General features: G+C 48.9%; 23 protein-coding genes. 8 read left to right on the top strand and 15 right to left on the bottom strand.

Features of this window, described 5'->3' with window-relative positions; genetic code table 11:
• Window positions 1–19 precede the first annotated feature (19 nt).
• The 12 genes from QZ177_RS05580 to QZ177_RS05525 all read right to left on the bottom strand — a co-directional run bounded on the left by QZ177_RS05580 (window position 20) and on the right by QZ177_RS05525 (window position 13,495).
• Window positions 20–919: a glycosyltransferase family 2 protein gene (locus tag QZ177_RS05580; protein WP_294175890.1), complete on the bottom strand. Its 900-nt coding sequence runs from the start codon at window positions 917–919 to the stop codon at window positions 20–22.
• Window positions 920–984: 65 nt separating this feature from the next.
• Window positions 985–2,208 (bottom strand): hypothetical protein, encoded by a 1,224-nt coding sequence (locus tag QZ177_RS05575; protein WP_294175889.1) that lies wholly within the window; start codon window positions 2,206–2,208, stop codon window positions 985–987.
• 36 nt (window positions 2,209–2,244) lie between these two features.
• Window positions 2,245–3,201, bottom strand: a complete 957-nt coding sequence (locus tag QZ177_RS05570; protein WP_294175888.1) for a hypothetical protein — start codon at window positions 3,199–3,201, stop codon at window positions 2,245–2,247.
• 24 nt (window positions 3,202–3,225) lie between these two features.
• Window positions 3,226–4,293, bottom strand: coding sequence for an NAD-dependent epimerase/dehydratase family protein (locus tag QZ177_RS05565; RefSeq protein ID WP_294175887.1), 1,068 nt, complete (start codon window positions 4,291–4,293; stop codon window positions 3,226–3,228).
• Between the two features lie 101 nt (window positions 4,294–4,394).
• The gene (locus QZ177_RS05560; RefSeq protein ID WP_265070663.1) at window positions 4,395–5,114 is read right to left on the bottom strand and encodes an IspD/TarI family cytidylyltransferase; all 720 of its coding nucleotides are present in this window, start codon (window positions 5,112–5,114) and stop codon (window positions 4,395–4,397) included.
• A gap of 34 nt (window positions 5,115–5,148) precedes the next feature.
• Window positions 5,149–6,045, bottom strand: coding sequence for a LicD family protein (locus QZ177_RS05555; RefSeq protein ID WP_294175886.1), 897 nt, complete (start codon window positions 6,043–6,045; stop codon window positions 5,149–5,151).
• A gap of 4 nt (window positions 6,046–6,049) precedes the next feature.
• Window positions 6,050–6,736 carry a sugar transferase gene (locus QZ177_RS05550; RefSeq protein WP_265070661.1) on the bottom strand — a complete coding sequence of 229 codons (687 nt, stop codon included), beginning with the start codon at window positions 6,734–6,736 and terminating at the stop codon, window positions 6,050–6,052.
• Entirely contained in the window at window positions 6,733–7,953 is a 1,221-nt protein-coding gene (locus QZ177_RS05545; RefSeq protein WP_294175885.1) for a DegT/DnrJ/EryC1/StrS family aminotransferase, read from the bottom strand. The genes QZ177_RS05550 and QZ177_RS05545 overlap by 4 nt, the downstream gene beginning before the upstream one ends.
• Window positions 7,954–7,958: 5 nt before the next feature.
• Window positions 7,959–9,812 carry a nucleoside-diphosphate sugar epimerase/dehydratase gene (locus tag QZ177_RS05540; protein WP_294175883.1) on the bottom strand — a complete coding sequence of 618 codons (1,854 nt, stop codon included), beginning with the start codon at window positions 9,810–9,812 and terminating at the stop codon, window positions 7,959–7,961.
• Window positions 9,813–10,076: 264 nt separating this feature from the next.
• The gene (locus QZ177_RS05535; protein WP_294175881.1) at window positions 10,077–11,423 is read right to left on the bottom strand and encodes a GumC family protein; all 1,347 of its coding nucleotides are present in this window, start codon (window positions 11,421–11,423) and stop codon (window positions 10,077–10,079) included.
• A gap of 24 nt (window positions 11,424–11,447) precedes the next feature.
• Window positions 11,448–12,281 (bottom strand): polysaccharide biosynthesis/export family protein, encoded by an 834-nt coding sequence (locus tag QZ177_RS05530; RefSeq protein ID WP_294175879.1) that lies wholly within the window; start codon window positions 12,279–12,281, stop codon window positions 11,448–11,450.
• 146 nt (window positions 12,282–12,427) lie between these two features.
• Window positions 12,428–13,495 carry a 4Fe-4S binding protein gene (locus QZ177_RS05525; protein ID WP_294175877.1) on the bottom strand — a complete coding sequence of 356 codons (1,068 nt, stop codon included), beginning with the start codon at window positions 13,493–13,495 and terminating at the stop codon, window positions 12,428–12,430.
• A gap of 157 nt (window positions 13,496–13,652) precedes the next feature.
• On the opposite strand from QZ177_RS05525, the gene QZ177_RS05520 reads away from it, so the two are divergent.
• The 4 genes from QZ177_RS05520 to cobT are packed head-to-tail and all read left to right on the top strand — an operon-like array spanning window position 13,653 to window position 19,369.
• Window positions 13,653–14,234 carry a hypothetical protein gene (locus QZ177_RS05520; RefSeq protein ID WP_294175875.1) on the top strand — a complete coding sequence of 194 codons (582 nt, stop codon included), beginning with the start codon at window positions 13,653–13,655 and terminating at the stop codon, window positions 14,232–14,234.
• Window position 14,235: 1 nt separating this feature from the next.
• Window positions 14,236–15,102: a nucleotidyl transferase AbiEii/AbiGii toxin family protein gene (locus QZ177_RS05515; protein ID WP_294175873.1), complete on the top strand. Its 867-nt coding sequence runs from the start codon at window positions 14,236–14,238 to the stop codon at window positions 15,100–15,102.
• 47 nt (window positions 15,103–15,149) lie between these two features.
• Window positions 15,150–17,333, top strand: coding sequence for a Tex family protein (locus QZ177_RS05510; protein WP_294175870.1), 2,184 nt, complete (start codon window positions 15,150–15,152; stop codon window positions 17,331–17,333).
• The gene (gene cobT, locus QZ177_RS05505; protein ID WP_294175868.1) at window positions 17,330–19,369 is read left to right on the top strand and encodes a nicotinate-nucleotide--dimethylbenzimidazole phosphoribosyltransferase; all 2,040 of its coding nucleotides are present in this window, start codon (window positions 17,330–17,332) and stop codon (window positions 19,367–19,369) included. Before QZ177_RS05510 ends, cobT begins: the two co-directional genes overlap by 4 nt.
• 140 nt (window positions 19,370–19,509) lie before the next feature.
• Here cobT and QZ177_RS05500 read toward each other — a convergent pair whose 3' ends face one another.
• Complete coding sequence (locus tag QZ177_RS05500) at window positions 19,510–19,617, bottom strand: nitrate reductase (protein ID WP_294175866.1); 108 nt, start codon at window positions 19,615–19,617, stop codon at window positions 19,510–19,512.
• A 107-nt stretch (window positions 19,618–19,724) separates the two neighbouring features.
• Complete coding sequence (locus tag QZ177_RS05495; protein ID WP_009645262.1) at window positions 19,725–19,997, bottom strand: hypothetical protein; 273 nt, start codon at window positions 19,995–19,997, stop codon at window positions 19,725–19,727.
• A 430-nt stretch (window positions 19,998–20,427) separates the two neighbouring features.
• Here QZ177_RS05495 and QZ177_RS05490 point away from each other — a divergent pair, with 430 nt between their 5' ends.
• The 3 genes from QZ177_RS05490 (at window position 20,428) to QZ177_RS05480 (ending at window position 24,797) form a co-directional block, all read left to right on the top strand.
• Window positions 20,428–21,756, top strand: coding sequence for an AAA family ATPase (locus QZ177_RS05490; protein ID WP_294175857.1), 1,329 nt, complete (start codon window positions 20,428–20,430; stop codon window positions 21,754–21,756).
• 317 nt (window positions 21,757–22,073) lie between these two features.
• A complete protein-coding gene (locus QZ177_RS05485; RefSeq protein ID WP_294175855.1) occupies window positions 22,074–23,459 on the top strand; it encodes an FAD-linked oxidase C-terminal domain-containing protein in 1,386 nt (461 codons plus the stop codon).
• Between the two features lie 3 nt (window positions 23,460–23,462).
• Window positions 23,463–24,797 carry a (Fe-S)-binding protein gene (locus QZ177_RS05480; RefSeq protein WP_009645254.1) on the top strand — a complete coding sequence of 445 codons (1,335 nt, stop codon included), beginning with the start codon at window positions 23,463–23,465 and terminating at the stop codon, window positions 24,795–24,797.
• 95 nt (window positions 24,798–24,892) lie between these two features.
• On the opposite strand, the gene QZ177_RS05475 is transcribed toward QZ177_RS05480, so the two are convergent.
• Window positions 24,893–25,387, bottom strand: coding sequence for a hypothetical protein (locus QZ177_RS05475; RefSeq protein ID WP_294175853.1), 495 nt, complete (start codon window positions 25,385–25,387; stop codon window positions 24,893–24,895).
• A 206-nt stretch (window positions 25,388–25,593) separates the two neighbouring features.
• On the opposite strand from QZ177_RS05475, the gene QZ177_RS05470 reads away from it, so the two are divergent.
• Complete coding sequence (locus QZ177_RS05470) at window positions 25,594–25,704, top strand: nitrate reductase (RefSeq protein WP_294175852.1); 111 nt, start codon at window positions 25,594–25,596, stop codon at window positions 25,702–25,704.
• Window positions 25,705–25,725: the final 21 nt, after the last annotated feature.

The following is a 25,725-nucleotide window of genomic DNA, read 5'->3' as shown; positions in this document are numbered from 1 at the left end:
TATCCAACACTATTTTATATCATATACCACGATGACACCACCTGCATAGCTTATTATTACATATATGCTCTACTGCATCTGGATGATTAAAACGAATATAAGCACGATATGCAGATAGCGGAAGGACTTTAAATATATATCTTAATCCTTGTTGCTTCACTAAGAGAATTAACATTAGTAATGACAATGGTAAATTATCATGTATAATTTTTTTTACATAAGCTCCACCTTGAGGAACAGGTCCATAATAGTCTCGTGGATTCACATGCAATTTTTTGTATACTACAACAGCCTCAGCCTCAACCAAAGCTTGATTCGAACTGACTCCAGAAGTCGAAAAAAACGCGGTATACAGATCACTATACTTAATCCTTATATTTTCATCCATCTGACACTGTATAGAAAGTTTGTAATCACTAATGAGCCTAAGGTTCCGATCAAAAGGATATTTTTCTAGGACATGGCGACCAATAAATGCACCTTCTGTCGGAATGCAAGTCAACCCATTACGTATCCGCTGCGTATTACAAAAGGGATATTGTAATAACGTTTTCTCATCTACATCATATCTACTACACGATAAGAAATCTGGTTTATCTTGAAGTTCCTTTACTACAGCATCAATAATGCAGGGATCTGAAAGAGAATCATCCGAACCAAGAATGTTAATATAATCCCCCGTAGAAAAATCGATCCCTTTTCCTACCGCATCACAAATACCATTATCGCGCTCACTCATCCAGCGAATTCTATCTCCATATTTTTTGAGAATATCAAGCGTCCCATCTGTAGAGCCACCATCTATGATGATATATTCTATATTTTGATACGTTTGATTAAGTATGCTGGATATAGTTTGCTCCAATGTCCTTGCAGAATTAAATGTAGCTGTAATAAATGTAATCTTCGGTTGATACAAGATTTCATGCCCCTTTCTAGCTATCTCATTTTTTACATTGTTCTTCTGTTCATACAAACATTTTTTCAGTTGACCTCTTCTGATTTTATCGACATAAAAAATAGAATTGGAAGAATTATTTTCCCGTCAAAAAAAATTCCACCTTGAATACACGAAGCAACTATCCATATGACATATATCAAAAATACACCTATACGACATCCTTTCGTATACTTCCACACTGTCAATATGTAGTCTCCAATAAAATTTATAACAATAAGAATAAATCCAACAATACCAAGTTGAAACACAAAAGCTAAAATTTGCAACTCGTATTCCCAGAAATTAACTTCATTTCTGATATTATTAACGATATATGCTCCCATACCAGATCCCCAGAATGGATTTTCTATAACCCCATCCATCAAGGAATCATACTGTTGTATACGTTCCAAATTAGATGCATATGTCCGGTCATTCACAAATATGCTTTGAAAGAGATACGATACATCACTTTCAAATAAAAGAACAGAAAAGATAGCAACAACAATCGCAGCCGGCAATAAGATTCTTCCCCAGTATACATTCGATACTTTTTTAATTCTAGGCATTATAGCAATCATCGTAGCCATCACAAAGACAAAAACATCCACTCTTCCATAATCAATAAAAATAAATAAAAGACCTAAAAACCAGACAAAAGGATTTATACCCTTGTTTTTGTAACTATGTAACAACAAAATGATCAGCGGAACTATATTCAAGCCCGTCGATAAGCGTGGTAACATCCCCAAAAAGCCCGTTGTTCCTTGTAAAATATCGCTAACCATCTCTATTGACTGGCCTCTGTTTTTTACCCATTCAGACAACGCTGCTATAATGACACTGTCTGGTATAAAACCTAAAACAGCACCAATCCCTGTAAATACATAGACAGAAAACCAAAGTATCATCACATAATATAAATACTTCTGAATGAGTGCTACATACAGCAATTTATTTTCATACGAAAATACGACGATTTTCCACGACAACCACAAACTAGCAAAGGCAAACATTTCATCAAGGGTATATGGATAAAAACCATTATGTATTCCATATAATGTCGACCAAGACAAATATATAAAAAAGATAATATCATTGACTTTTATCGGAACTAATATTTTCTTTCTAAAGCTAACTAGGAATACAGATAAAAATATAAAAAGCAGATAAAATACTCGACTGAGCATTTTTATATCAGAAGAAAACTGCCCTACTGCATACAATAAAAAAAAGATAATCAAACAAACATTTAGTGTTTTTTTCATGATTCCCTCAATAGAATATATACAACTATAGTCAGCTTAAAATAAGTAATTTAATAAATCAGCAGAAGATATGTCAAGAGTATTCTTATAGTTCACAGACTCTTTCCGCTTGACCCATTCCCAGTCAACATCTTCGATTCGATCAAAAAAATGCATATATCGCTCATCATATAAAGGAAGATTTTTTATATCAGGATTATTCGATAAAAGTTTTTTCTTATAACAAATTGCTTCTAAATATCGAAGCGTCTGTGCTCGCTGACCCTCTGGTAAAATTTCCAAAATACAATTTGTAGATAAAATATCTGCCAAAACAGTAGTATATGGTAATGGCTTTCTCAATGTCTCACCATAATCAATATTTTTCCAGATACTATATATTTTAAAAAGATTGTTTACTCCGTTAATATCACACGCTTTACTTATTTCTCTTAAGATATTTTCACGCCCCTTTAATGAAGAAATATAATACAGATCGGATGAACTAGCAGAAGGGCATATATTATCATAATGAGAGTAATAAGAGAAACCTATATACCGATATCCATACTCGACACAATCATTTTGATCGTAGGATAAAATGATATCCCACGGGAAAAATTGGATTCTCTTTTTTACTTCTCGCATATGTTTCGACTGCCCATGCATCGAATCTACTAAAATTAAAACAAACTTCACTTTCGGATGACTATATTTTAATTTTCTCCAAAAAGATAATGTAGGCAATGACATTGCCATGCTATTTACAAGCAAATATCCATCAGAAGGCAGAAGTCTCTCAATATCTTCATAATGAAACCATACATCGCGATAAGGAAGCCATACATATTCCCCAATTTTCTTGTTAGTATGCAACTTATATGCAATAGATAAAAAGGGGCTGGTGGGTGTGGATATAATATATTTATTTATCATTGGCACTTCACAGAGATCTTTAAATAAATAATATGCACCCGCATCTATAACAACCAACACATTCGATGGACTTACCATAAGTCTCCCTCACCGTTAAAATACTCATAAATAAGATTTAATCATTCTCTCAAACATATCCCTTAGCCCCCAACGAGGTTGCCAACCGAGATTCTGAATCTTTTTCGTATCAAGGTTCATATAAAGCTCTGGAGGATAAATAGTGGCACCAGTTTCATCTTCACGAATAACAACATGAACAGACGAACCGTATTTCTCTCGAATGTATGGCAGATTAGCTACACACTCTGCCATTTCACGAATCGAACAGTAAGTCTCTTCATTTGCCACATTATATGCCTCACTGTTCTCACCACAAAGAAGAACCAGCAATATTGCCGTCATTGCATCCGCTGTATAAAGATATGAGTGTTCTGTTCCCCCCTTTGTTTTGAGGATAATATCTTCTCCCCTCAAAGCCGATCGCATGAACTGTGCAAATACGCGATTCTCATCATCACGTATCCCCGCACCAAATGTCTGCGCAAGGCGAATAGCCTTTGCTGGAACGCAATACTCCGAGGCATAGGCTGAGCAAAGAGTCTCTATCATACGCTTCGCCTCAGGATAAGAACTACGCGGCTGCATTGTATTGACAAGGCTTTCGTTCTCTTCATTCACTTTTTCTCTATGACGAAGCGCACCGTAGATCTCCATACTTGAGAGAAATAGAAAGGACGTGCACTTCTTTACACGCGCAAGTTCCAGAAGCATTCTCGCACCCGTAAAATTTTCACATATGGTCTCTACTGGATGTTCTGCAAAATAACGACTTGCCGTAGGACTTGCTCCATGAACAATATAGTCGATAGGGGATGTAATTCGTGGGAGATCCACAAGATTGCCACGAAGGAAGATAAGAGGGGCACCCGCTGATAGAAGGTCCCGAAAACGTTCCGTCGCCTTCTTTTCATCGCGCACCAATGCGAGAATTTGCATTGGTATATTCCGATACAGTGCCACATAGGAAAGTGCAGAAATCAGATTAAAGCCTAATAATCCCGTAGCTCCAGTAATAAGGATTTTCTTTCCTTTCAAATCTCCCCACGGTAGGAAGGAAGCATTTGCGACATATTCCATATCCTCATGAAATACATGATTCTCAATCCACATAGAAATTCCTCTCTCCCTATACTGCTTCAGTGCAATTAAAATACGCATCGTATCAAGTCAACACTAGCGTTAACTTGATACGATGAAGTTATCCATTACCCTCACAATCCTACAATTTGCATATTCTCTTGCGCGTCAAGAAAGGCACGAAACAAATAAAAATCCGTTGGTGTCGTAATTTTTATATTTTCTACAGGCCCCGTCACAGTATTTAGCGAGAATCCATAATACTGCATCAACATTGCGGAGTCTATAAAATCTGTCCGTTTTTCCTGCTGCGCCTTGATATGCGCTTTGTAAATATCTTGCAAGTAAAAGCATTGAGGGGCACGTGCCATTGCACAATCCGAACGATTAAATATCTTTCCCACATGTTCGCCTTGTTGAACGAATATCGTCTCTATGGCAGGTGTCGTCGTAATGGCACTTCCATATTTTTGCACACTCTCGAGACATGATGAAATCGTATCTGAATCAATCATAGGCCGGACACCATCGTGAATCAAGACAATATCCTCTGCACCTTTCGCATATTTCAGTGCAGCATCTAATCCTCGGAAGATAGATTCTTGTCCTGTATTTCCGCCCGACACCACTTCCAGTACTTTTCGAATACGAAAGTCTACCAAGAGATCTTTTGCGTACTCAATCCACGATTCAATACAAACAAGGACTATGCCATCAATTTCATCGTGTTGTTCGAAATGCTCCAACGTATATATAAGAACAGGCTTCCCATGCATCTCCAGAAACTGTTTCGGCTTCGATCGCGTATTCATGCGTTTTCCTGTGCCGCCAGCAAAGATTACGGCGATGTTCATTTGTCCCCCCCTATACATTCCCATATATACACCCCTAAAGTAAAAACACATTATCCACTTTTTCATTCTTTCCCTGTGGAAAATAATGAATCCCTCGATAATTTTTATATGAATGATTCAAATCGATATAAGCTGTATTGTGCTTAGGTACTTGATCTTCTTGGGGAGGAAGTTTCATATAGTCTCCAAAAACCATTGTCAAGTATTCCTCATAACGCGAAGGAACAGGAATTTGATACCCCTCAAACGGAAGATAACACGGCTTATCCCAAAAATCTTTCGGATATTTTAGCGTCAATCCCTTTAATCCTGTCACTAATTCTGTATAATATGTCCATGAATCTGTCGGAGATAAAAGCATCTTCTGTTCTGCATATCGCCAAATTTTATCTCGTATACGCTTATTGGAGAAAATCCCATACGCAATTTTAGCCAATAGCCGAGTCATGCCGCCTTGATTATCTGGCAGACGCTGTGCATTGAACAGAGAATACACCATCGCCCAAAAGACTTGTTTGCTATGCGAAAGCATACCGTCAGCTCGACGGTCCAAGGGGATTAAATCAATTTGCAAACCTTGATTGATATCATCATTTACACAGTGTTTATTAATGAAAGTCGTATTATTATCTCGAATCGATGCACCTGCATCGTGATAATTTTCTGTTTCGGTCGTCCTGCAATAGGCATATCGTTTCGTGTCTGCAAACGAATTCCATACCTTAGGAAGCCTCTCGTAATCTTCCCGAAGCAGGAACACATCAATATCATCATCCCAAGGAATAAATCCATGATGCCGAACAGCGCCAATGCAGCATCCACTCCCAACATAGAAACGTATTCCATGTTGATCGCATATCTCTTTAAAGTATAGTAATATTTCTAGCGCTTTTTCCTGTATGGCTTTTAGTTGTTCTTTATCATAATCCACGATACTAACTCCCTACTTTCCAAACCGTCAGAAACATCATCTTAAAATTATACAACACCCCTGTTTTTTTTAACGCATCAAGATTCCATTTCATCTTTTGGGGAAGAATCTCATACACATAGGCACAATCTATGTCCTTTGCATCTTGCAACAACCTATCTTCATCTTTATATTGGATACTGGCCGCACTGGTAATTCCAGCAGGCAGCAAGAGCGTTGCCTTCATTTCATCCGTGTAACAATCCACATACTTTTTCACTTCTGGACGCGTACCGACAAACCCCATATCACCTATAAGGACATTTATTAATTGTGGCAATTCATCCAAACGGCAAGCACGTATCATCCTCCCCACTTTTGTAATTCGACTATCATGTAACGTCGTCACCTGTGAACCAATCGCCTCCGCGTCCTTCACCATGGTCCGAAACTTATAGATGCGGAATACCTTCCCATATCGTGTGACACGTTCTTGTCGGAAAAAAACTTCACCATTCGAATCTAATTTTATCCATATCGCCAGTATTAGGAATACCGGCGATAAAACAATCAACAATAAGAACGCCAATACTCGATCTATTATGAATTGCACACATAAACTAATCTTGCGATGATGCAACACATTATAATATGATCGGATTGCTTCAAGCTGCATATCCTCGGGAAGATCTTCCCACTCTTTTAATATCATATCCTCATCTCTTGATAAACTTCCCGAAAGACTGAAACGACATAGTCCACATCCTCATCCGTCAAAGAAGTATGCAACGGCAGGGTGACTTCATTTGCATACTGTGCGTACGCATTCGGATATGCAGTGACGTCAAAGCCAAGATTCTTGTATGCCGTATGCATTGGAAGCGGCTTATAATGAACATTTGTCGCAACACCTTTTTCTGCCATCTTTTCAATAAACAGATTGCGTTTCTTTTCGTCAAAATCCAACAACCGCACGAGATATAGATGTCCGCTTCCTTGTGCAACGTCGGTGAAATGTGGCAGCACCTCCACAGGAAGATCCTTTAGCCCCTTATCGTACTGTGCAATAATTTCACGCCGCCGCACCAGCAACCCTGAATAGCGCTTCATTTGCACGAGACCAATTGCCGCCAAAACATCGGTCATATTACACTTGTAGTATGTGCCCTTAATATCATATTCCCATGCTCCAAGCTTTGTTTTGGCAAGCGCATCTTTGTTCTGTCCGTGCAAGGAGAGCAACTGATATTCATGATAAATCTCTGCATCATCCACACCTGGAATCGACTTCCAAAGTGCTGCACCGCCTTCTGCCGTTGTAAAATTCTTGACTGCATGGAAGGAGAACGACGTAAAGTCCGCAACCGATCCGATCTTCTTCCCCTTGTATGAAGCTCCAAATGCATGCGCACCATCCGCCACAATCGCCACACGCCCAATCTTGCGTTGAATCTCCGTACGCGGGAAAAACTTTTCACGCTGTCGTTCCACAATGCCAAACAGACGGTCATAATCGCATGGGACGCCACCCAAATCCACTGGAATAATGGCTTTTGTCCGCGTAGAAATCGCTTGTTCCAACTGGTCATAATCCATCTCGTATGAACCGGGCTGCGTATCGATCAAAACAATCTTAGCGCCTACATGGTCAATGACACTAGCACTCGCCGTATAGGTATAGGCCGAAGTAATAACCTCATCTCCCACACCAATACCAAGGACGCGCAAGGAAAGTTCCAAGGCTGCCGTGGCTGAATTCAAACACACCGCCATTCCATTCGAACTTTCGCAAAAGGCTGCCACTTCTTTTTCCAACTGCTTGGTGCGCGGTCCTGTCGTAATCCAGCCAGAACGCAAGGCATTTGAGACTTCTGCTATTTCCTCCTCCGTAATATCCGGCGGTGAAAAGGGGATTTTCCTCTCTTTCATGCTATTCATGCTCCTTCTCTAGTGTCTTCCAATTGCTTGCTTTTGTATGTAGGAATCATACATTTTAATGTTTTAAGTATCGTCAGTCGGTCTCTCGTGCTTTTCAACACACCCAAATTTTTCTGAAGAGCACCTTTTTGCATAGGTATAATCTTCGCCCTATAGATCTTCTTGTGCTTTGTGCTCGTCGTTCCCTCTTCATTCGTCAGAAGCTCTTCGTATAACTTCTCTCCAGGACGTAATCCCGTATAAACGATCTTTATATCCTTATTTGGGATACGTCCATGAAGGCGGATCAAGTCGCATGCCATGTCTTTGATCTTTACAGGTTTCCCCATATCGAACAGGAACACTTCACCCCCTTCGGCCAACCCTCCAGCTTGCAAAACAAGCTGCACTGCTTCAGGTATAGTCATAAAGAAGCGTGTCATCTCCGGGTCTGTGACTGTAACAGGCCCACCTGACGCAATCTGGCGTTCAAAAAGAGGCACTACACTGCCACGACTGCCCAAGACGTTGCCGAAGCGGACAGCAACAAACTTCGTTTCGCTATGCTGATTAATTTCCTGCAAAACGAGTTCAGCTGCACGCTTCGTCGCCCCCATTACGCTTGTCGGATTGACAGCCTTATCCGTAGAAATCAGAACGAAAATCTCACTTTTATATGCATCTGCAAGCTCCGCTACATTCTTCGTTCCAAACACATTATTCTGAACAGCCTCCACTGGTTGAATCTCCATCAGAGGAACATGCTTATGCGCCGCTGCATGAAAGACAACCTCTGGCTTATAGTTGCGAAACACCTCTTCCATACGAGCTTTATCTGTGATATTAGCGATAACGGTACGATAGGATTGCTCTGGAAATTTTACTTTCAACTCTTGATAAATTTCATAAATACTATTTTCCCCACGTCCCAAGAGCAAGATTTCCCTTGCTCCGGCATGACTGAGTTGACGAGAAAGTTCCGATCCGATTGAGCCACCCGCTCCCGTTATCAGAACCGTCTTCCCTGCGATATAATGTGTAATTTTATCGAAATCCAGTTTGATCGGATCGCGCCGCAGGAGATCTTCCAAGCGTATTTCACGAAGCTGCTGTAAACCAATATTTCGCTTGCCCATTTCCATCGTTTCATAAAGACCAGGCATTGTTTTGACTTTACAGGATACGCGATGACATATATCTGTAATTCTGCGAATCTCATCACCTTCTGCTGAAGGCGTCGCAATGATAATCTCCTCTACATTTTGCGTCTCAACGATTTCAGGGACTTGATCAATCGATCCCAAGACAGGAAATCCCGACAAACGATTGCCTATCTTCTTCACGTCATCATCTGCGAAACCGACAATACGAACACTCGCCGCATCGTTTTGTTCGATTTCTCGCACAAGCATAGCACCAGCATCACCAGCACCAATAATCAACACTGCCCGTTGTCCTGTTTGAGCGTTGGAAAGCATATCCAAATTAATCTTAAACGCCAAACGACTCAAACCTATACCACCCAAAACGAGCATCCATGAAATCAAAAAAACACTTTTCGGCACATCTTTTCCAACTAAGAAAAGAAGAAGAAATGTTCCAGCCGAAGACAATGTGACCGCTCCGACAATCGCATTGAGATCCCGAATCCGTGCATAATGCCAAATTCGATGATACATGCCAAAAAGGTAAAAAATACCTACGCCAAGAACAGCGGAAGGAAGAAGCCATACATGCAAGACTGTAGCCTCATACTCCGGTAAAGCACCCTCAAATCGCAAGAGCACAGCCAACACTGGCATGACACTTAAAATAACAAAGTCAAGGAAAATAAGTTTAAACTTTTCCTTCACATGAATGAACGACATCATAACGAATTTACGCTTCCTTTCGGCAAAAACTAAATCTCACAAGCAAATACGCAAAGCGAGCGCAAAATACAAAATGATTTTGCCGTTTATTATAAAAGACTAATCAGCTAGATTCTAGTTAAGTTCTAGTAATGTAAAGATATATACACAGCACGCTTTTTGAGGATCCCATCGCTAAAGACAGTCTTGAAAGCCTCTCGTACTCCGTATATCGACTGAATATATATCTTAAAAATTTACAGAAACTATCTCAATCAAAACCATCTATACATCTCTCCTATAAAGAAGCAACCCATATCCCATAGACAGAAGTACACCGACCACGAAACCGACTGCCGTGATCAATTTCTTTCGTGGAGCAACGGGTTTATCCTCATCGGGCAAATTTGCTGGATCGACAATCTGGATATCCATGCTGTCCATCGCCTCTTGAATCTTGCTCTGTTCGCTCTGCTTAACAAGATTCAGATAGACTTCTCCTTTAATCTTCACATCACGTTCAAGTGTCATATATTCCAAAACATCGTTGGGCATATCTCCAATATTTTTTTCCTTTTTGCTGCGAAGTTCCTTGAGTTTACTCGCCTCAGCCTCTGCGACAGAAGCTTTCACGGCCGCCAAAGCATGACTTTTCAAAAGCTCTGACTGTGTCGGATTGAGCGTTGCGGCATTTGAGTCGACACTCGCGACAACCTCCGCATTGAGGCTTCCTTGCAGTTGCTGCAATTCGCTCTTCGCCTTCTGCACGTCTGGATGCTTGTCGGTATAGCGCTGCTCAAGACCCACGAGTTCCACCTGCTTCGCAATAATTTGATCTCGGATTTTCTGCACGACAGCGTTATCAGAAATATTATATGCCCTGCTCCTCATCTTCTGTTCCGCAAGTTTCGCTTCGGCCGCATCAAATTCTGCTTGTGCGGACTTCTGCTGCACCTCGGCTTCGCTGATCGCCTTGTCAAAAACAGCCAGTTGTTCAATCGCTGCCTTGACCTGTTCATCGGGGCTGTATATTTTATGCTCCTTACTGAAGGCTGCCAACTTCTGCTCTGCCTCTTCCGACTCCTGCTTACTTTCCGCAATACGCTTGTCAAGAAACTTCACGAGCAAGGACTGCGTTTCCTGGTTCATGTCTGTCTGCATGAGGAGGAAGTTGTCAACGACCGTCTGCGAAATCATCTGCGCTTCTTCTGGATCTTTCCCTCGTGCAGTAACCTCGATAAGATTCGTTCCCTTAGTGTTTTTAATATCAAGGTACTTTTTTGCGAATGCTTTCGCATCTGGCTTCTTTTCCTTTTCAAAATCCATACTATCGATAATGGGCTCAAGCACCGTACGTGATTTCATCAGTTCAATGTAATTCATCGTCGGCGACGATACAGATCCGCCACCTACCCCAAACATCGCCATCGCTGCGGCAGCACCAGAAACATCAACCTTTCCAGTATTACGCGTCTGCACAAGCGTGGTAGATTCATACTCCTTCGGCAACACAAAAGCAATCACTACCGCCACCGCCGTGCACGCGAACACGATCGTTGTCACGACCTTCCAACGCGCAGCCATGATATGAAAAAGCTTCGAGAGGTCAATCGTATCCTCATTTTGTTCCATTGCCGTTTCTCTCCTATCCACGACTCAATCCGTCAGCGATTTATACATTGCCCAAGCGTTGATATACGGCAGGATATCTTCATTAAATTTAATGCCGTTCGATGCTGGCACATAGACGATGTCGCCGTCTTCCAGCACGACGTTCTGCGTGAGGTCGTGCTTCTTCGTATAGTCTTTCATATTAAGCGTACGGTAGTACATCACATTGTCGCGCACACGAATCACCTGGATGCGCGTGCTGCGCCCGCGATCCGTCCAACTGCCAGCGCTTGCCAGGGCAGCATAGGCATTCATATTGTCAGCGTCCATCTCCTGAATGCCGGGTTTTGTCACATCACCCATGACGTAGACCTTGCGCTTTCCATATGTCGTGACGAAAATCGAGATATCGGGGATGCGCATGTACTCACCGAAGGCTTCCAGAAGCGCTTCCTTCGCCTCATCCAGCGTCATGCCTTCCAGTTTGACACTGCCGACATAAGGGAGCTGCACGCAGCCATCGACACCAACTGGAATCTCTTCAACCTTTATGTCTTCCGTGAAGCCGATGGGCAAAATGCGCATCGTATCCCCTTTGAAAAGCCGATAGTTTTGCACTGTCGACGGACGCCCAAGGGAAGCAATCTCGAATTCTTCCGGCGCCTCAATGTAGCTTGGAGTTACCGCCGTCTCTTTTGTCTTTTCATCCTTCGATGAAGTCGTGCGTTGCGCATATGACTGCGTAGGAGCAGATTGCACAGCGACAGGCGCAGCCGAAGCCGCTTCCGCTGCAGCGTCTTGCGCCGACGACGCGGCGAACGCAGCGCTGCTGCTGAGCGCGAGCGCCGCAGTCAAAGCGAGCAGGTTGCGTTTTTTCATAGACCGACACTCCTTCACGATGATTTCATATATTTCGTTTAGAATACCATACCTCAGGCGCAGTGTCAAAAGTCAATCTTCCCTTTATGCCGAAGACTTTTGACCACCATGGAGCGACATCTCATGCGCATGTCAAACCCTTGCCTTCATCCCTCCATGCACGCGCGGCAGACCTTGCTCGCGCCAATCGGCTGAAACGGAGCGCCGCAGGATTCGCAGCGCGGCAGCGGGATACGCCAGCGCTTGGCGGCGGGGGAGGCGGCGAGTCGCAGGGCGCTCTTCGGGCAGCGTGCGGTGCAGAGTCCGCAGGCAGTGCAGAGCTGCGGCGTGAAGGTGAGCACGAAGTCCTCGGCCTCGACGCTTGCTTGCAGCGCCCCGTGCGGACACAGGCGGGCACAGAAGCCGCAGGCATTGCAGCCGCTGTAGAGCGCGAGATCGGCGTGCACGGCGGCGGGCTGAGCGTCCTGAGCGAATGCCCAGGCGGGAGCGGAGAACGCGGCGAGTGCAGGGGGCATGGAGTCTTGCCCCATTCCCGCTGCATCCGGCGGCAAAACGTCACCCGCCTCTGCCGATGCTGTGCCCGCATGCGTCGCACTTGCAGTGCCGCACGCCATACGCTCGGCAAACCCAACGTCGTGCTCCCCTGCTGCACTCCCCCCCGCACCGCCTGCCGCATCTTCCTGCCCGAACTTCTCCTTCGCCACATCGCGAAAGCGGCGGAAGAAATCGCGGCGGCTGTACTCGCGTGCGGCAGGCGCAGCATCAAGCAAGCGAAGAGGCGCTCGCCCCGCCGCCGCGAGAGCCGCATCGACGGCGGCAGCCTCGCGTGCGAGGTGCGCGTGGACGGCAGGCAGACACGCGCGGCAAGAGCCTATGTCGAGTTGCACTTCCTTCTGCGAGGCGATTGCCCAGAGGATGCCGCGCGTGAGAAAGCCGAGGCACGGAAGCATGGAATCCGGCGCGCTTTTCGCGCATGCGAGGCGCACGCTTGGCGCATCGGCAGCCACGACAGCCGTCAGCTTTGCCGCATAATCAAGCCGCGTCTCGACGGCGGCGGCCGGACAGACGGCCGTGCAAAGGCCGCAGTCGATACAGAGATCGGGATGCGGCACGCCCCAGCGGAACGCGCCGACGGGACAGACATCCTCACACGCGCGGCACGGCGGCTGCAGATATCCCTTGATGCAATTCGCCGCCAGGTGAATTTTCTCCAATGTGACGCGCCCTTTCTCATTCCTAAACGATTCAGAAACTCTTCTATTATATTATAGCAGGACATGGATGATTTTTCACGCATTCTGCGCGTATATGCTTCCAAAACACTTGATTCTCTCCAATTAGTTGCATATAATTGTACTGGGAGGTGCAATTATGATAAAAACAACGGAAATGCTTTTAGCGAAATTATCCGATTATGCTTCCCCAAAAACGAAACTGTCCCGAATGGTTCAAAAAGGAGAATGCTTTCAGATCCGAAAGGGTCTTTATGAAACAAATCAACATGTATCTGCACATCTTCTGGCCGGGAGCATCTATGGTCCGTCCTATATTTCCTTCGAATATGCTCTCTCTCATTACGGATTGATCCCGGAAGCCGTCTATACCATCACATGTGCTACTTTTGAAAAGAAAAAGAAGAAGAAGTATGATACGCCTTTCGGAACTTTTACCTACCAAGATATCCCCTCTGCAGCATTCCCCCTATACATTGAGATCCGCCATGAGGGAGACTACTGGTATCGGATTGCATCCTTCGAAAAGGCATTGTGCGATGAACTATATATTATGCGTCCGGCCAAAAATACAAAAGAACTTGCCTCCTTGCTTTTTGATGACCTTCGAATCGATGAATCGGAGCTTCGGAAGATGAACCTGAAAACGATCGCCGAGTTGTGTGACAAATATCATGCAACAAATATCAGGAAACTCTGTACGTTATTGAGGAGACTATGAAATGAACGCTTCACTGGAACAAATGCTGCAAGCATATAGTGTTGAAAATCTATATGATCGAAAAAATGCTATGAAAGAGATCTTGCAGGAGATTGTTCTTTGCGGACTCTCTCGCGCAGGTTTTTTCAAAAAAGCTGCTTTTTACGGGGGAACGGCGCTGCGTATTTTCTATGGACTTGATCGGTTCTCCGAGGATTTGGACTTTTCCTTAGAAACAAAAAATCCCGCTTTTGATTTGTCAGAGTATTTCCCTATTCTGGAAAAGGAAGTGAGATCCTTCGGTTTAAATATGACTGTTTCAGAAAAAGTAAAAGCAAACGACAGTCATATCCGTTCCGCCTTTTTGAAAGGGAATACAAAAGAACACCTGCTCTTGTTCTACGGAAATGAACAGATTGCAGGAAGTGTTGTGAAAACGGAAGCTGTAAAAATCAAATTCGAGGTGGATGTAGATCCTCCAAAATACGCTGCATTCGAGCACAAATATCGTCTTTTGCCTTCCCCCTATGAGATCAAATTATACGATATGCCTTCCCTATTCGCCGGAAAGATTCATGCCGTTCTGGCAAGGGCGTGGCGAAACCGGATCAAGGGCAGAGACCTCTACGATTATGTTTTCTACCTTTCCCGCGATGCTGCCGTCAACCTTGCACATCTGCACGAACGGTTGATTGATTCCGGTTACATTCGCAAAGAAGACACCTGTACACTGGATGATATAAAAAGAATGCTTCGCGAACACTTTGACGCCATCAATTTTTCACAGGCGAAACAGGACGTGGAGCCGTTTATCCATAATACTTCCGCACTCGATATATGGAACGCGGAGTTTTTTAAACAAATCACAGAAAAATTAAAACAACAGTAAATCCAATAAAATATCATGCTACAAGCTAAAAGACAAGAGGTATTGCCATGAAAGAAGAAAACATCGGCGCGGCTATTGCGCGCGCTTTGGGCATCCGAGCGAAGCAGGCGGAGGCGACGATCGCGCTCCTCGACGAGGGAAACACCGTGCCCTTCATCTCGCGCTACCGCAAGGAGGCGACGGGCGAACTCGACGAAGAGCAGGTGCGCTCCGTCGAGAGCGAGCTTTCGCGCCTCAGAAATCTCGTGAAGCGCCAGCAGGAGATCGAAAAGAGCATCGAGGAGCAGGGAAAGCTCACGCCCGAGATCAAGGAAGCGCTCGACCGGGCGCTGAAGATGCAGGAGCTGGAAGACATCTACCTGCCCTTCAAGCAGAAGCGGCGCACGCGTGCGGGCGTCGCGCGGGAAAAGGGGCTTGAGCCGCTGGCGCTCGCGATTCTCGCACAGGAAGAGAAAAGCGGCACGGCGGAAGAATACGCCGCGCAGTTCATCGATGCGGAAAAGGGCGTAGAAACAGCGGAGGACGCACTCTCCGGCGCGATGGACATCGTCGCCGAGACCGTTTCCGAGGGCGCTGCGCTGCGCCAGAAGATGCGCAAGGAGCTTTGGCAGCGGGCAGAACTCGTGACTGCGCTCGACGAAGAGGCCGAGGACGCGCAGACCTTCCTCATGTATCAGGACTACAAGGAGCCGCTTCGCACGCTGCCCTCGCATCGCATCCTCGCCATCAACCGCGGCGAGAAGAAAGGCTGCCTCAAGGTCACGCTCCAATGCGACCATGAGAAGCTTGCGGCGGAAATCTTCGACGGGCTGGCAAAGAGCGATTCCATCTTCCGCGAATCGCTGAAGGCAGCGATCGAGGACGGCTATAAACGTCTGCTCTTCCCCGCCATGGAGCGCGAGCTTCGCGCTCTTCTGACAGAAAACGCCGAAAAACAGGCGATCCATGTCTTCGGTGCAAACCTCAAGCAGCTCCTCTTGGAAGCGCCGCTCGCCGGCCACACGGTCATGGGACTCGATCCCGGCTACCGCACGGGCTGCAAGATGGCCGTCGTCAGTCCCACGGGGCAAGTCGTCGACCACGGCGTTCTCTACCTTACGATGAGCGAAGAGCGACGCGCCGAAGCGGCAAAAAAGGTGCTCGCACTCATCAAAAAGCACGGCGTGACGCTCATCTCCATCGGCAACGGCACGGCTTCCTACGAAACGGAAGAATTCACGGCCAACCTCATTCGCGAGAACAAATTGCCCGTTCACTACCTGATCACGAACGAAGCGGGCGCGTCCGTCTACTCGGCCTCAAAGCTCGCGAAAGAGGAGCTTCCCGAATACGACGTGACGATTCGCGGCGCCGTCTCCATCGCGCGGCGCGTGCAGGATCCCCTCGCCGAACTCGTGAAGATCGACCCGCAGGCCATCGGCGTCGGCCAGTACCAGCACGATGTGAACCAAAAGGAGCTTGCCGCCGCACTCGACGCCGTCGTGGAATCCGCCGTCAACCATGTCGGCGTGAACCTCAACACGGCTTCGGCGGCTCTTCTCTCTCACATCGCGGGCGTCACGAAGGCGATCGCGAAGAATATCGTCGACTGGCGCGACGAAAACGGCGTTTTCGCCAGCCGCCGCCAGCTCCTCAAGGTGCCGCGCCTTGGCCCTGCCGCCTTCACGCAGTGCGCGGGCTTTTTGCGCATCGCAGGCGGCAAAAGCCCCCTCGACAACACGCCCGTCCATCCCGAATCCTACGCGCTCGCCGAAAAGCTGCTCGACCGCCTGGGCTTCTCGCTTGACGACCTCGGCAACAAGAAGGCTCTCGATACGCTCGGCGCAAAGCTCCGCCTCGCCGATGCCGAAACGCTTGCCAAGGAACTCGCAGCAGGCGCTCCGACCATGCGCGACATCATCGACGCGCTCAAGAAGCCGGGGCGCGACCCGCGCGAGGACTTGCCCGCACCCCTGACGCGCCAGTCCATCGTCAAGCTCTCCGACATCAAGGTAGGCGCCGTCATGCGCGGCACGGTGCGCAACATCACGGACTTCGGCGTATTCGTCGACATCGGCATCAAGACGGCGGGGCTCATCCACATCTCAGAACTCAGCAAGAAGCGCGTCAAACATCCGCTCGACGTCGTATCCGTCGGCGACATATTAAGCGTCATGGTCATCAAGGTCGACGAAGAGCGCGGCCGCATCGGCCTCTCCTTGAAGCAGGTACCGAAGGAGGCAGCGATATGAAGCGAACTGTCGCCCCCCTAGGAGGCGATCTGCGCCGGACGGACGACGCCGGCCTCGTGCACGATACCATTCGCGCCATCGAGCCGCCCGACGATAGAGCAGGCGAGAATATGCAGTGCACCCTGCAGGAAAAACTGCCGCAAGGCGTCGGTCTCGGCGCACTCGCCGCCCTGCTTGACCGCTATGCGCGTGCGACGAAGAGCGCGGCAAAAGCGCTCGAAAAGCCAAAGAAATGCACGCTGATCTGCTGCGCCGATCACGGCGTCGCCGAAATGCAGGTCAGCGCCTATCCGCCCGAGACGACGGCGCAGATGACGGCGAACTACCTGCTCGCCAAGGGCGCGGTCGCCAATGCACTCGCAAACTTCGCCCGAAGTGATCTTCATGTCGCCGACCTCGGCATCAAGGCTCCGTTGCCGCCCTTACCTTCGCTCATCGACCGCAAGATCGCGCACGGCACGAAGAACTCCGCCAAAGGAGCCGCCATGACGCGCGAGGAAGCGCTCCGCTCGCTCGCCGTTGGCATCCGCCTCGCCGAAGACTTCACCGCCGAAGGCTGCCGCTGCTTCCTGCCGGGCGAAATGGGCATATCGAATACGACGGCGAGCGCAGCGATCGCCGCCTGCCTGTGCCGTCTTACGCCCGAGCAGGCGACGGGGCGCGGCACGAACATCTCCGACGAACGCCTGAAAAAGAAGATCGAAGTCGTGCGCCAAATCCTCGCCGTCAACCGCCCCGATGCGAGCGACGGCATCGACGTGCTGCAGAAGGTCGGCGGCTTCGAGCTTGGCTGCATCGCAGGACTGATCCTCGGTGCGGCAAGAAGAAGAGCCGTCGTCATCCTCGACGGCTTCAACACGGGCGCGGCGGCACTGATCGCCGAGGCACTCGCGCCCGCCGCCTGCGGCTGTCTCCTGCCCTCGCACCTCGCAGCGGAGCCGGCGCACGCCGCCATTCTCAAGAAGCTCGGCCTCATGCCTTATATGGACATGCGCTTTCGCCTCGGCGAAGCGACGGGATCGTCCATCGTCGCTGACTTCCTCGATGCTGCGATCGAAGCTGCAAAAAGCCTCTTCGCAGAGGATGCGGCGGCAAGCGACGGCAAGGGAGAGCACGTTTGGAAGCGAAACGCTGCGGCGAATGCAGCGCAAGCAAAAGATGCGCAGGACGAGATGAAGGCGATGCCGTATCGCTTCCTGTCGAAAAGCATGTCCGATGACGCAGATGATGCGCTCGACTACCTCGCTCTGCCTTCGTTCCCCGCGCTCGACACTATCGCCATGGCCGCCTGCCAAAAGCGCATTGACAGTCTCGCCAAGCCCATCTACAGCCTCGGACGGCTCGAAGAACTGGCCGTGCGCCTCGCAGGCGTCACGGGCGAGGCGCGGCCGCCGCTTGGTGCGCGGCGAGCGCTGCTCATCTTCGCAGCAAAAGAGCCTTCCGCGCGGCAGAAGCGGCTCATATCCACCTTTGCCGCGCACGCCGGAGCGCCCGTGACACTCGCGCTGCTCGACCGAGACAGCAAGCCTGCCGAAGCCTTCGCCTTCGGCCAGAAGATCGCGCGGGAGCTTGCCGCAGACGGCTCGCTCCTCGGGCTCGCGCTTGCTGTGGAGACGGACGAGGCGGCACGCGAGAAGGCTGCACGTTATGACGAAGCATTCCGTCCGGCAAAGGAGGGCACAGAGAGCCTCAACCTGCTGCAGAATCTTTCACCCGCACTCCAAAGAGAAGCCGCCGCCATCCTCGGCGCCCTCTGCGCCGCTGCTGAGAGCCGCTGCCTTGTCCTCCTCGACGATTCCGCGACGGAAAGCGTCGCGCACCTCGCCGAAACCCTCGCGCCCACGCTCAAGCCTTACCTCCTGCACGTTCAGTCCGACTATCTCGCGCTCGCCCTTCCTGCAAGCTGCGGCGTCGCGGCCTCGCTCGGCATGCGCCTCGTCGATGCCGCGCTCCACATGGAAAACGATATGAAGACTTTCGCCGAAACCGCCGTCGCCGTAGCCGCAGACGGTCCCGGGAAAGGACGGCAAAGCTGACTTTGACAAGTGCTCTTGCACACAGACAACCGAATATGCTATACTATAGATGGCAAACGTTATTATGGTCAAAACCAGTACACGAAAACCCCCCAAGACTGCAACTTGGGGGGTTTTCTATTCCCTTATAGCAGGTGGGCTTAATCCCTAGGCTCGTCGCCGTCGTGCTCCCTCTCATCGAGCCATTTACTGATGCGATTGGCAATCACGCCAGTCATGATGGAGAGAAGAAACGTTATTATGGACACCAGCACACCCCCTTTCCATTGCCATGTCTAGGGGCGGCAACGCATAAAGTATAGCATACCTCAGCAGATTGTTCCATAAAGCCTTATGGATGAATCGACTCTTCTGCCTAAAACAGATGAAGATGACGCAGGAGAACCGTGATGAAACAGAGGACGGCGAGGAAGAACATGAAGTACTCGATGCACTTCACGGGATATGCGTAATGGAGCGGAATCTCCACGACCTTCGGGACGTTCTCCGCAAGAAGCGAGATAGCGACGGAAGTGTAGAGGATCGTGTTCGCCATGCGCGTTGTCTTGTACGTCGACAGCGCCATGAGGATGAGGCAGACGGCAAAGGCGATGAGAAAGTACGCAATCTTGTCGCCATGATGACGCATGACACCACCTCCTCTTCATTTCAATCCAGCTTGTTTCATGATAGCTTCAAGCGTGCCCGTCTTGACTTACTGTCCATCATGACGCGCGGGGGGAACGTTTCAACTCCGAATCCTTCATACTGCTTCCTTGCTCAAGTCAATAAATTCATGACTTAAATATATACCATGCACCTCCATTTGTAAATGCAGAAATATGAGGGGCACACAGCTAGGATTTCGACAGAATACCTTCCGAATTCGTCTTCGCATACAGCTGGATCAATAGAGAATCGTCTATTTTGTATGAAACATATAAAATAAATTTGTCTATTTTGCATAGATTTGTTAAAATAAATTTGTCTATTTTGATGTAGTAGCAAAAAATCGGCTGTAGGCAGGAACAATCACCTTGTTCAGTCCGGACGGACGAGCACTGGAAAGGAGCATCCTTATGTTTCAGCGCAAGATCTATGAAAAGATCAAAAAATGGAAAACGGAGCAGGATGGTCGTACTGCTCTGCTTGTCGAGGGGCAACGGCGTGTCGGCAAGTCAACGGTTGTCGAGGAATTCGGCAAACAGGAATACGAAAGCTATATCCTCCTTGACTTTTCGACTTGCTCACAAGAGATCCGCGATCTGTTTCGGGATATTTCTGACCTCGATTACTTCTTCCTGCAGTTGCAGCTCCTAACTGGCGTTCACCTTGTCGAACGCAGTTCCTTGATCATCTTTGATGAGGTGCAGCTCTTTCCCCTTGCCAGACAAGCAATCAAATCTCTTGTTAAAGACCACCGTTATGACTATATAGAAACAGGCTCCTTGATCTCCATTCGAAAAAATGTCAAGGATATCCTGATTCCGAGTGAAGAGCAGCGCGTCCTCATGCATCCGATGGACTTCGAAGAATTCCTCTGGACATTGGGCGATCAGGCGACAATTCCCTCGCTTAAAATTTTACTGCAGAAACAGCGGCCCGCAGGGGACGGCGCACATCGACGGCTCATGCGCCTCCTTCGCCTGTACATGTTGATCGGCGGAATGCCGCAGGCCGTCGCCGTCTACTTGGAAAGCAATGATCTCGAAACCGTCGATCAAGTCAAGCGCGATATTTTGCGCCTTTATGAGGACGACTTTTATAAAATCGATGCGACGGGGCGTTTGTCTCAGTTGTTCGACGCAATTCCCGCACAGCTGAACAAGAACAGTTCGCGCTATGTAGTCTCAAATATCCTTCCCCATATGCGCCCTGGAAATTCCCTGAACCTGATCGCAGAACTGATCGATTCCCGAGCAGTTTTGGCAGCATATCATACGAGCCTGCCTTCCGCTGAAATGGCTTCCTATAAAGATTTGACCCGTTTCAAGCTTTTCCTTTCCGATACGGGGCTTTTCACCACGCTGATGTTCAAAAGCAAAAACTTCACCGAGAATGAGCTTTACCGAAAATTGCTCAGCGACAAACTTTCAGCGAATCTCGGATACCTATATGAGAATATGGCAGCTCAAATGCTGACGGCCAACGGCTATGGATTATACTATCATACCTTTCCCAACCCATCGCGAACAGCGAATTACGAGGTCGATTTTCTCATCGCACAAGGCAATAAAATCTGCCCGATCGAAGTGAAATCCTCCGGCTATAAGAGCCATGCTTCGTTGGATGCGTTCTGCAAAAAATATTCCGCGCAAATCGCCAAGAAGTATCTGATTTATACGAAAGATCTGCAGAAAGATCACGATGTCTTTCTCCTGCCCATGTATATGACGCCGCTCCTCTAGGAAGCAGCGATGGGACATGTACGACAGGCCGCAAGCCCAATATTCACAGGGATTACGACCTGTGGCATAGAAAACTACACGCACAAAAGTCCACTTCATGGATATTATGCGCCGCCCTTATATGAAAAAACTAATCGCTCTCTTCCCTTTGAGCTTGACCTCTTGGATTCTCATAGAAAAACCATCGGAATTATCGAAAAAAGTCGCAATTTTCCATTGACAAATACGAAAAATGTGCGATACTTAGATTATAGGAGGTTTATCTCCCTATAGTTTTTATCTATGACTAACACCATCATGAAAGAGGTGCACACTAAATGGAAAAGCAGCAGCTGGTAGAAGAAATGACGAAAATCGTCGGCGCGGAGAATGTTCAGTCGAAGGAAGAGGAACTTTACTCCTACGCCTATGATGCTACGCCCGGCCATATCTACATGCCGGACGTCGTCGTCAGCCCCGGCACGACGGAGGAAGTCTCGAAGGTCTTGAAGTTCGCGAACGAGCACAAGATCCCCGTCTACACGCGCGGCTCCGGCACAAATCTCTCGGCGGGCACGGCGCCTTTGAAGGGCGGCATCGTCCTCTCGATGCTCCGCTTCAATAAGATCATCGACGTCGATCTCGAAAACCTCATCGCCGAGGTCGAGACGGGCGTCGTCGTGCAGGACATCAACGAACATATCGCGCAGTTCGGCCTCATCTACCCTCCCGATCCGGGCACGGTCAAGACGGCGAGCCTCGGCGGCACGATCGCAGAAAACTCGGGCGGCCTGCGTGGATTGAAATACGGCATCACGAAGAACTATGTACAGGGTCTCGAAGTCGTCCTCGCGAACGGCGATGTGCTGCATACGGGCGGCAAGAACGTCAAGGACGTCTCGGGCTACGACATGACGAAGCTCTTCACGGGTTCGGAAGGCACGCTCGGCGTCGTCACGAAGGCTCTCTTGAAGCTCGTTCCTGCGCCGGAGAAGACGAAGAGCATGGTCGCGATCTTCGATACGATCGAGGATGCGGGACGCGCCGTCTCGGGCATCATCGCCGCGAAGATCATCCCTGCGACGCTCGAAATCCTTGACAACGCGACGATCCGCACGGTCGAGGACTTCATGCACGTCGGTCTGCCGACGGACGCTGACGCGATCCTCCTCATCGAGGTCGACGGTCATCCTGTGGTCGTCGAGGACGAGGCGGACAAGGTCATGAAGGTTCTGAAGGAAAACAACGCACGCGAGGTCACGCTTGCCCGCGACGCGAAGCACAAGGAACAGCTCTGGACGGCTCGCCGCATGGCGCTTCCGTGCCTTGCGAAGCTGCGTCCGACGACGTTCGTCGAAGATGCGACCGTGCCGAGAAGCAAGATTCCGGCATTCCTCGCCATCGTCAAGAAGGCGGCAAAGGATCACAACGTCACGATCGGCACGTTCGGTCATGCAGGCGACGGCAACATGCACCCGACGATCGTCTGCGACCTGCGCGACGAGGAGGAGACGAAGCGCGTCCACGAGGCGATGGACGACATCTTCCGCGGTGCGGTCGAGCTCGGCGGCACGCTCTCGGGCGAGCACGGCATCGGCCTCGGCAAGCTGCCCTGGATGGAGCTGCAGCACGGCAAGGAAGGCATGGAGGCCATGCGCCAGATCAAGCGCGCACTCGACCCGAACCTCATTCTGAACCCGGGCAAATTGATTGGAGAGTGCTGACCTATGGCTGAAGAAACGAAAAAGTTTACGGCGGCAGACCTGAACAAGCAGGACACATCGCTCCTCGCGGACATCGAGGACGCGTTGGCGAACTGCATGAAATGCGGCAACTGCCAAGCCGTCTGTCCGATCTACCGCGAGACGAAAAAAGAGCAGATGGTCGCGCGCGGCAAGATCTCTCTGATGCAGGGATATCTTTCGGGCAAGATTCCCATCTCGGCGGAATTTGACCACATCATGGCGATGTGCCTGAACTGCAAGAGCTGCGCGGCGAACTGTCCGTGCGGCGTCGCGGCTGACGAGCTGATCCTGCGCGGCAGGAACGCCGCTGTCAAGGCGCGCGGCCTGCACCCGATCAAGAAGAATGTCTTCCGTCTCCTGCAGAACCGCCCACTCTTCGATGCAGCGCTGAAGCTCGGCGGCATGTTCGGCTGGATGTCCTTCAAGGAAGTGCCGGGCAAAAATGCTGTGAAGTCGCGTCTGCCTATGCCGGGCATGGATCCGAACCGCGCGACCCCGCCCTTGGCCTCGCGCCCACTGCGCAGCCAATATCCCGAGGTCATCAAGGTGGCGAACCCCAAGTTCCGCGTCGCCTTCTTCACGGGCTGCACGATCAACTACATGTACACGGACATGGGCGATGCCGTCATCGACGTTCTCAAGGCGAACGACATCGAGGTCGTTCTGCCGTCCAAGCAGCACTGCTGCGGCACGCCGATTCATGTATCGGGCGCCTTCGACCTCGCGAACCAGCTCGCACGCAATACGATCCGCGTCTTCGAAGCTCTCGACGTCGACTACATCGTCGGCGCCTGCGGTTCTTGCGTCGAAGCCTTGAAGCACTATCCCGAATGGCTGAAAGACGATCCCGAATGGCGTCCTCGCGCCGAGAAGATGGCGGCGAAGGTACGAGAGATCAGCGAACTGCTCATCGAGAAAGGCTTCCGCACCGACAACCTCTCGCCGGTCAACAAGAAGGTCACGATGCACGATCCGTGCCACATGGTTCGCGGCCTTGGCATCACGGAACAGCCGCGCGAAGTCTTGAAGGCCATTCCAGGCTTGGAGTTCGTTGAGATGAAAGAGCATGACCGCTGCTGCGGCTCCGGCGGCTCCTTCTGCATGGCGCACTATGAGATGAGCCGTGAGATCAACGACCGCAAGTGCAACAACATCAAGGCGACGGGCGCAGACCTCGTGGCGACGAGCTGCCCGAGCTGCCGCATGCACATCACGGACGGCGTCGTCCAAAATAACATGCCGCAGGTCGTCTACCACCCGATCCAGATTCTCGCCGAATCGTATCGCGGCGCAAAAAAGCGCACGGAAATCGCATAAACGTCCACTTTGTGGACATTGTGCGCCGTCCTTAAGGATAACATAAGAAAATTCCCCTTGCCGAAATGGCAAGGGGAATTTTCTTATGTTATCCTTTATTTGGCTGTTTCGACCTTATCAAGATCCAAATAATATCCCATCACATCACCTACGTCAGTAATACGACCATATACCGTTACAGCCTGTCCTTTTTGCAGCTTGAGGACGGCATCCTGCAGCTCTTTATTCTTTGACTTGATAGAGCAACGTACATGGAGGAAGGAATAATTCCGATCTGTTCCATTTATCGTTATATATTTTAAATCAGAGTCGATATTTTCCAGAATACCGCCAACGATCTTTACATCTTTCCCCTTATAGTTCTTGTTGGCTGCCGCTGCATTCGTCTTCGCTTCCCGAATAAGCACATTGATGTCAGCATCCGCATAAGTTCTCGCCTGTTCCTGCTTCGCACTCGATGACGAAGAAGGCGCCGATTTACCACCTTGATCTTTCGAACCCCCGGCACACGAGGCAATCATCACACCGATAATGACGATCGCGATCAGACCTAAAATTGCTCCTAAACAACCTTTTGCAACCGTACCCATGATACAACATCTCCTTTGTTGAGTAATGTATATTCTATGAGTATATAATTCCCCCCCGACGGATTTTCCTGCTTGATTCTCATATTTCCTATGCAATTTTTATTTATTTTTTACGCCTCTTTCGGCATCTTCTCTTTTGCGTAGGGATATGCTATACTTTGTCCGTTGCCTCCTCCAGACTGGCAAAGGAAGGAGGTGTATATGCTATGGAAGATATTGCTCTTTCATTCCTTCTCTCCGTCTTGGCTGGCATAATCGCCAATTATATCAGCAAATGGCTTGACGAGAGAGAAAAAGGCAACAAGCCTGAGCCGTAATCCCAGCTCGCAAAAAAGGGA

The organism is uncultured Selenomonas sp., assembly GCA_905372355.1.
Taxonomy (GTDB): domain Bacteria; phylum Bacillota; class Negativicutes; order Selenomonadales; family Selenomonadaceae; genus Selenomonas.
The sequence above is the reverse complement of the archived record's forward strand: the minus strand, read 5'-3'. Positions and strand labels throughout refer to the sequence as shown.

Bases quoted from the DNA above. Each gene is read 5' to 3' on its own strand.
- QZ177_RS05530 (WP_294175879.1), bottom strand. From the start codon at position 12,281: ATGAAAAAACGCAACCTGCTCGCTTTGACTGCGGCGCTCGCGCTCAGC.
- cobT (WP_294175868.1), top strand. From the start codon at position 17,330: ATGAAGCGAACTGTCGCCCCCCTAGGAGGCGATCTGCGCCGGACGGAC.
- QZ177_RS05550 (WP_265070661.1), bottom strand. From the start codon at position 6,736: ATGATATTAAAAGAGTGGGAAGATCTTCCCGAGGATATGCAGCTTGAA.
- QZ177_RS05490 (WP_294175857.1), top strand. From the start codon at position 20,428: ATGTTTCAGCGCAAGATCTATGAAAAGATCAAAAAATGGAAAACGGAG.
- QZ177_RS05540 (WP_294175883.1), bottom strand. From the start codon at position 9,812: ATGATGTCGTTCATTCATGTGAAGGAAAAGTTTAAACTTATTTTCCTT.
- QZ177_RS05495 (WP_009645262.1), bottom strand. From the start codon at position 19,997: ATGCGTCATCATGGCGACAAGATTGCGTACTTTCTCATCGCCTTTGCC.
- QZ177_RS05535 (WP_294175881.1), bottom strand. From the start codon at position 11,423: ATGGAACAAAATGAGGATACGATTGACCTCTCGAAGCTTTTTCATATC.
- QZ177_RS05515 (WP_294175873.1), top strand. From the start codon at position 14,236: ATGAACGCTTCACTGGAACAAATGCTGCAAGCATATAGTGTTGAAAAT.
- QZ177_RS05510 (WP_294175870.1), top strand. From the start codon at position 15,150: ATGAAAGAAGAAAACATCGGCGCGGCTATTGCGCGCGCTTTGGGCATC.
- QZ177_RS05570 (WP_294175888.1), bottom strand. From the start codon at position 3,201: ATGGTAAGTCCATCGAATGTGTTGGTTGTTATAGATGCGGGTGCATAT.
- QZ177_RS05565 (WP_294175887.1), bottom strand. From the start codon at position 4,293: ATGTGGATTGAGAATCATGTATTTCATGAGGATATGGAATATGTCGCA.
- QZ177_RS05470 (WP_294175852.1), top strand. From the start codon at position 25,594: ATGGAAGATATTGCTCTTTCATTCCTTCTCTCCGTCTTGGCTGGCATA.
- QZ177_RS05575 (WP_294175889.1), bottom strand. From the start codon at position 2,208: ATGAAAAAAACACTAAATGTTTGTTTGATTATCTTTTTTTTATTGTAT.
- QZ177_RS05560 (WP_265070663.1), bottom strand. From the start codon at position 5,114: ATGAACATCGCCGTAATCTTTGCTGGCGGCACAGGAAAACGCATGAAT.
- QZ177_RS05475 (WP_294175853.1), bottom strand. From the start codon at position 25,387: ATGGGTACGGTTGCAAAAGGTTGTTTAGGAGCAATTTTAGGTCTGATC.
- QZ177_RS05485 (WP_294175855.1), top strand. From the start codon at position 22,074: ATGGAAAAGCAGCAGCTGGTAGAAGAAATGACGAAAATCGTCGGCGCG.
- QZ177_RS05480 (WP_009645254.1), top strand. From the start codon at position 23,463: ATGGCTGAAGAAACGAAAAAGTTTACGGCGGCAGACCTGAACAAGCAG.
- QZ177_RS05520 (WP_294175875.1), top strand. From the start codon at position 13,653: ATGATAAAAACAACGGAAATGCTTTTAGCGAAATTATCCGATTATGCT.
- QZ177_RS05545 (WP_294175885.1), bottom strand. From the start codon at position 7,953: ATGAAAGAGAGGAAAATCCCCTTTTCACCGCCGGATATTACGGAGGAG.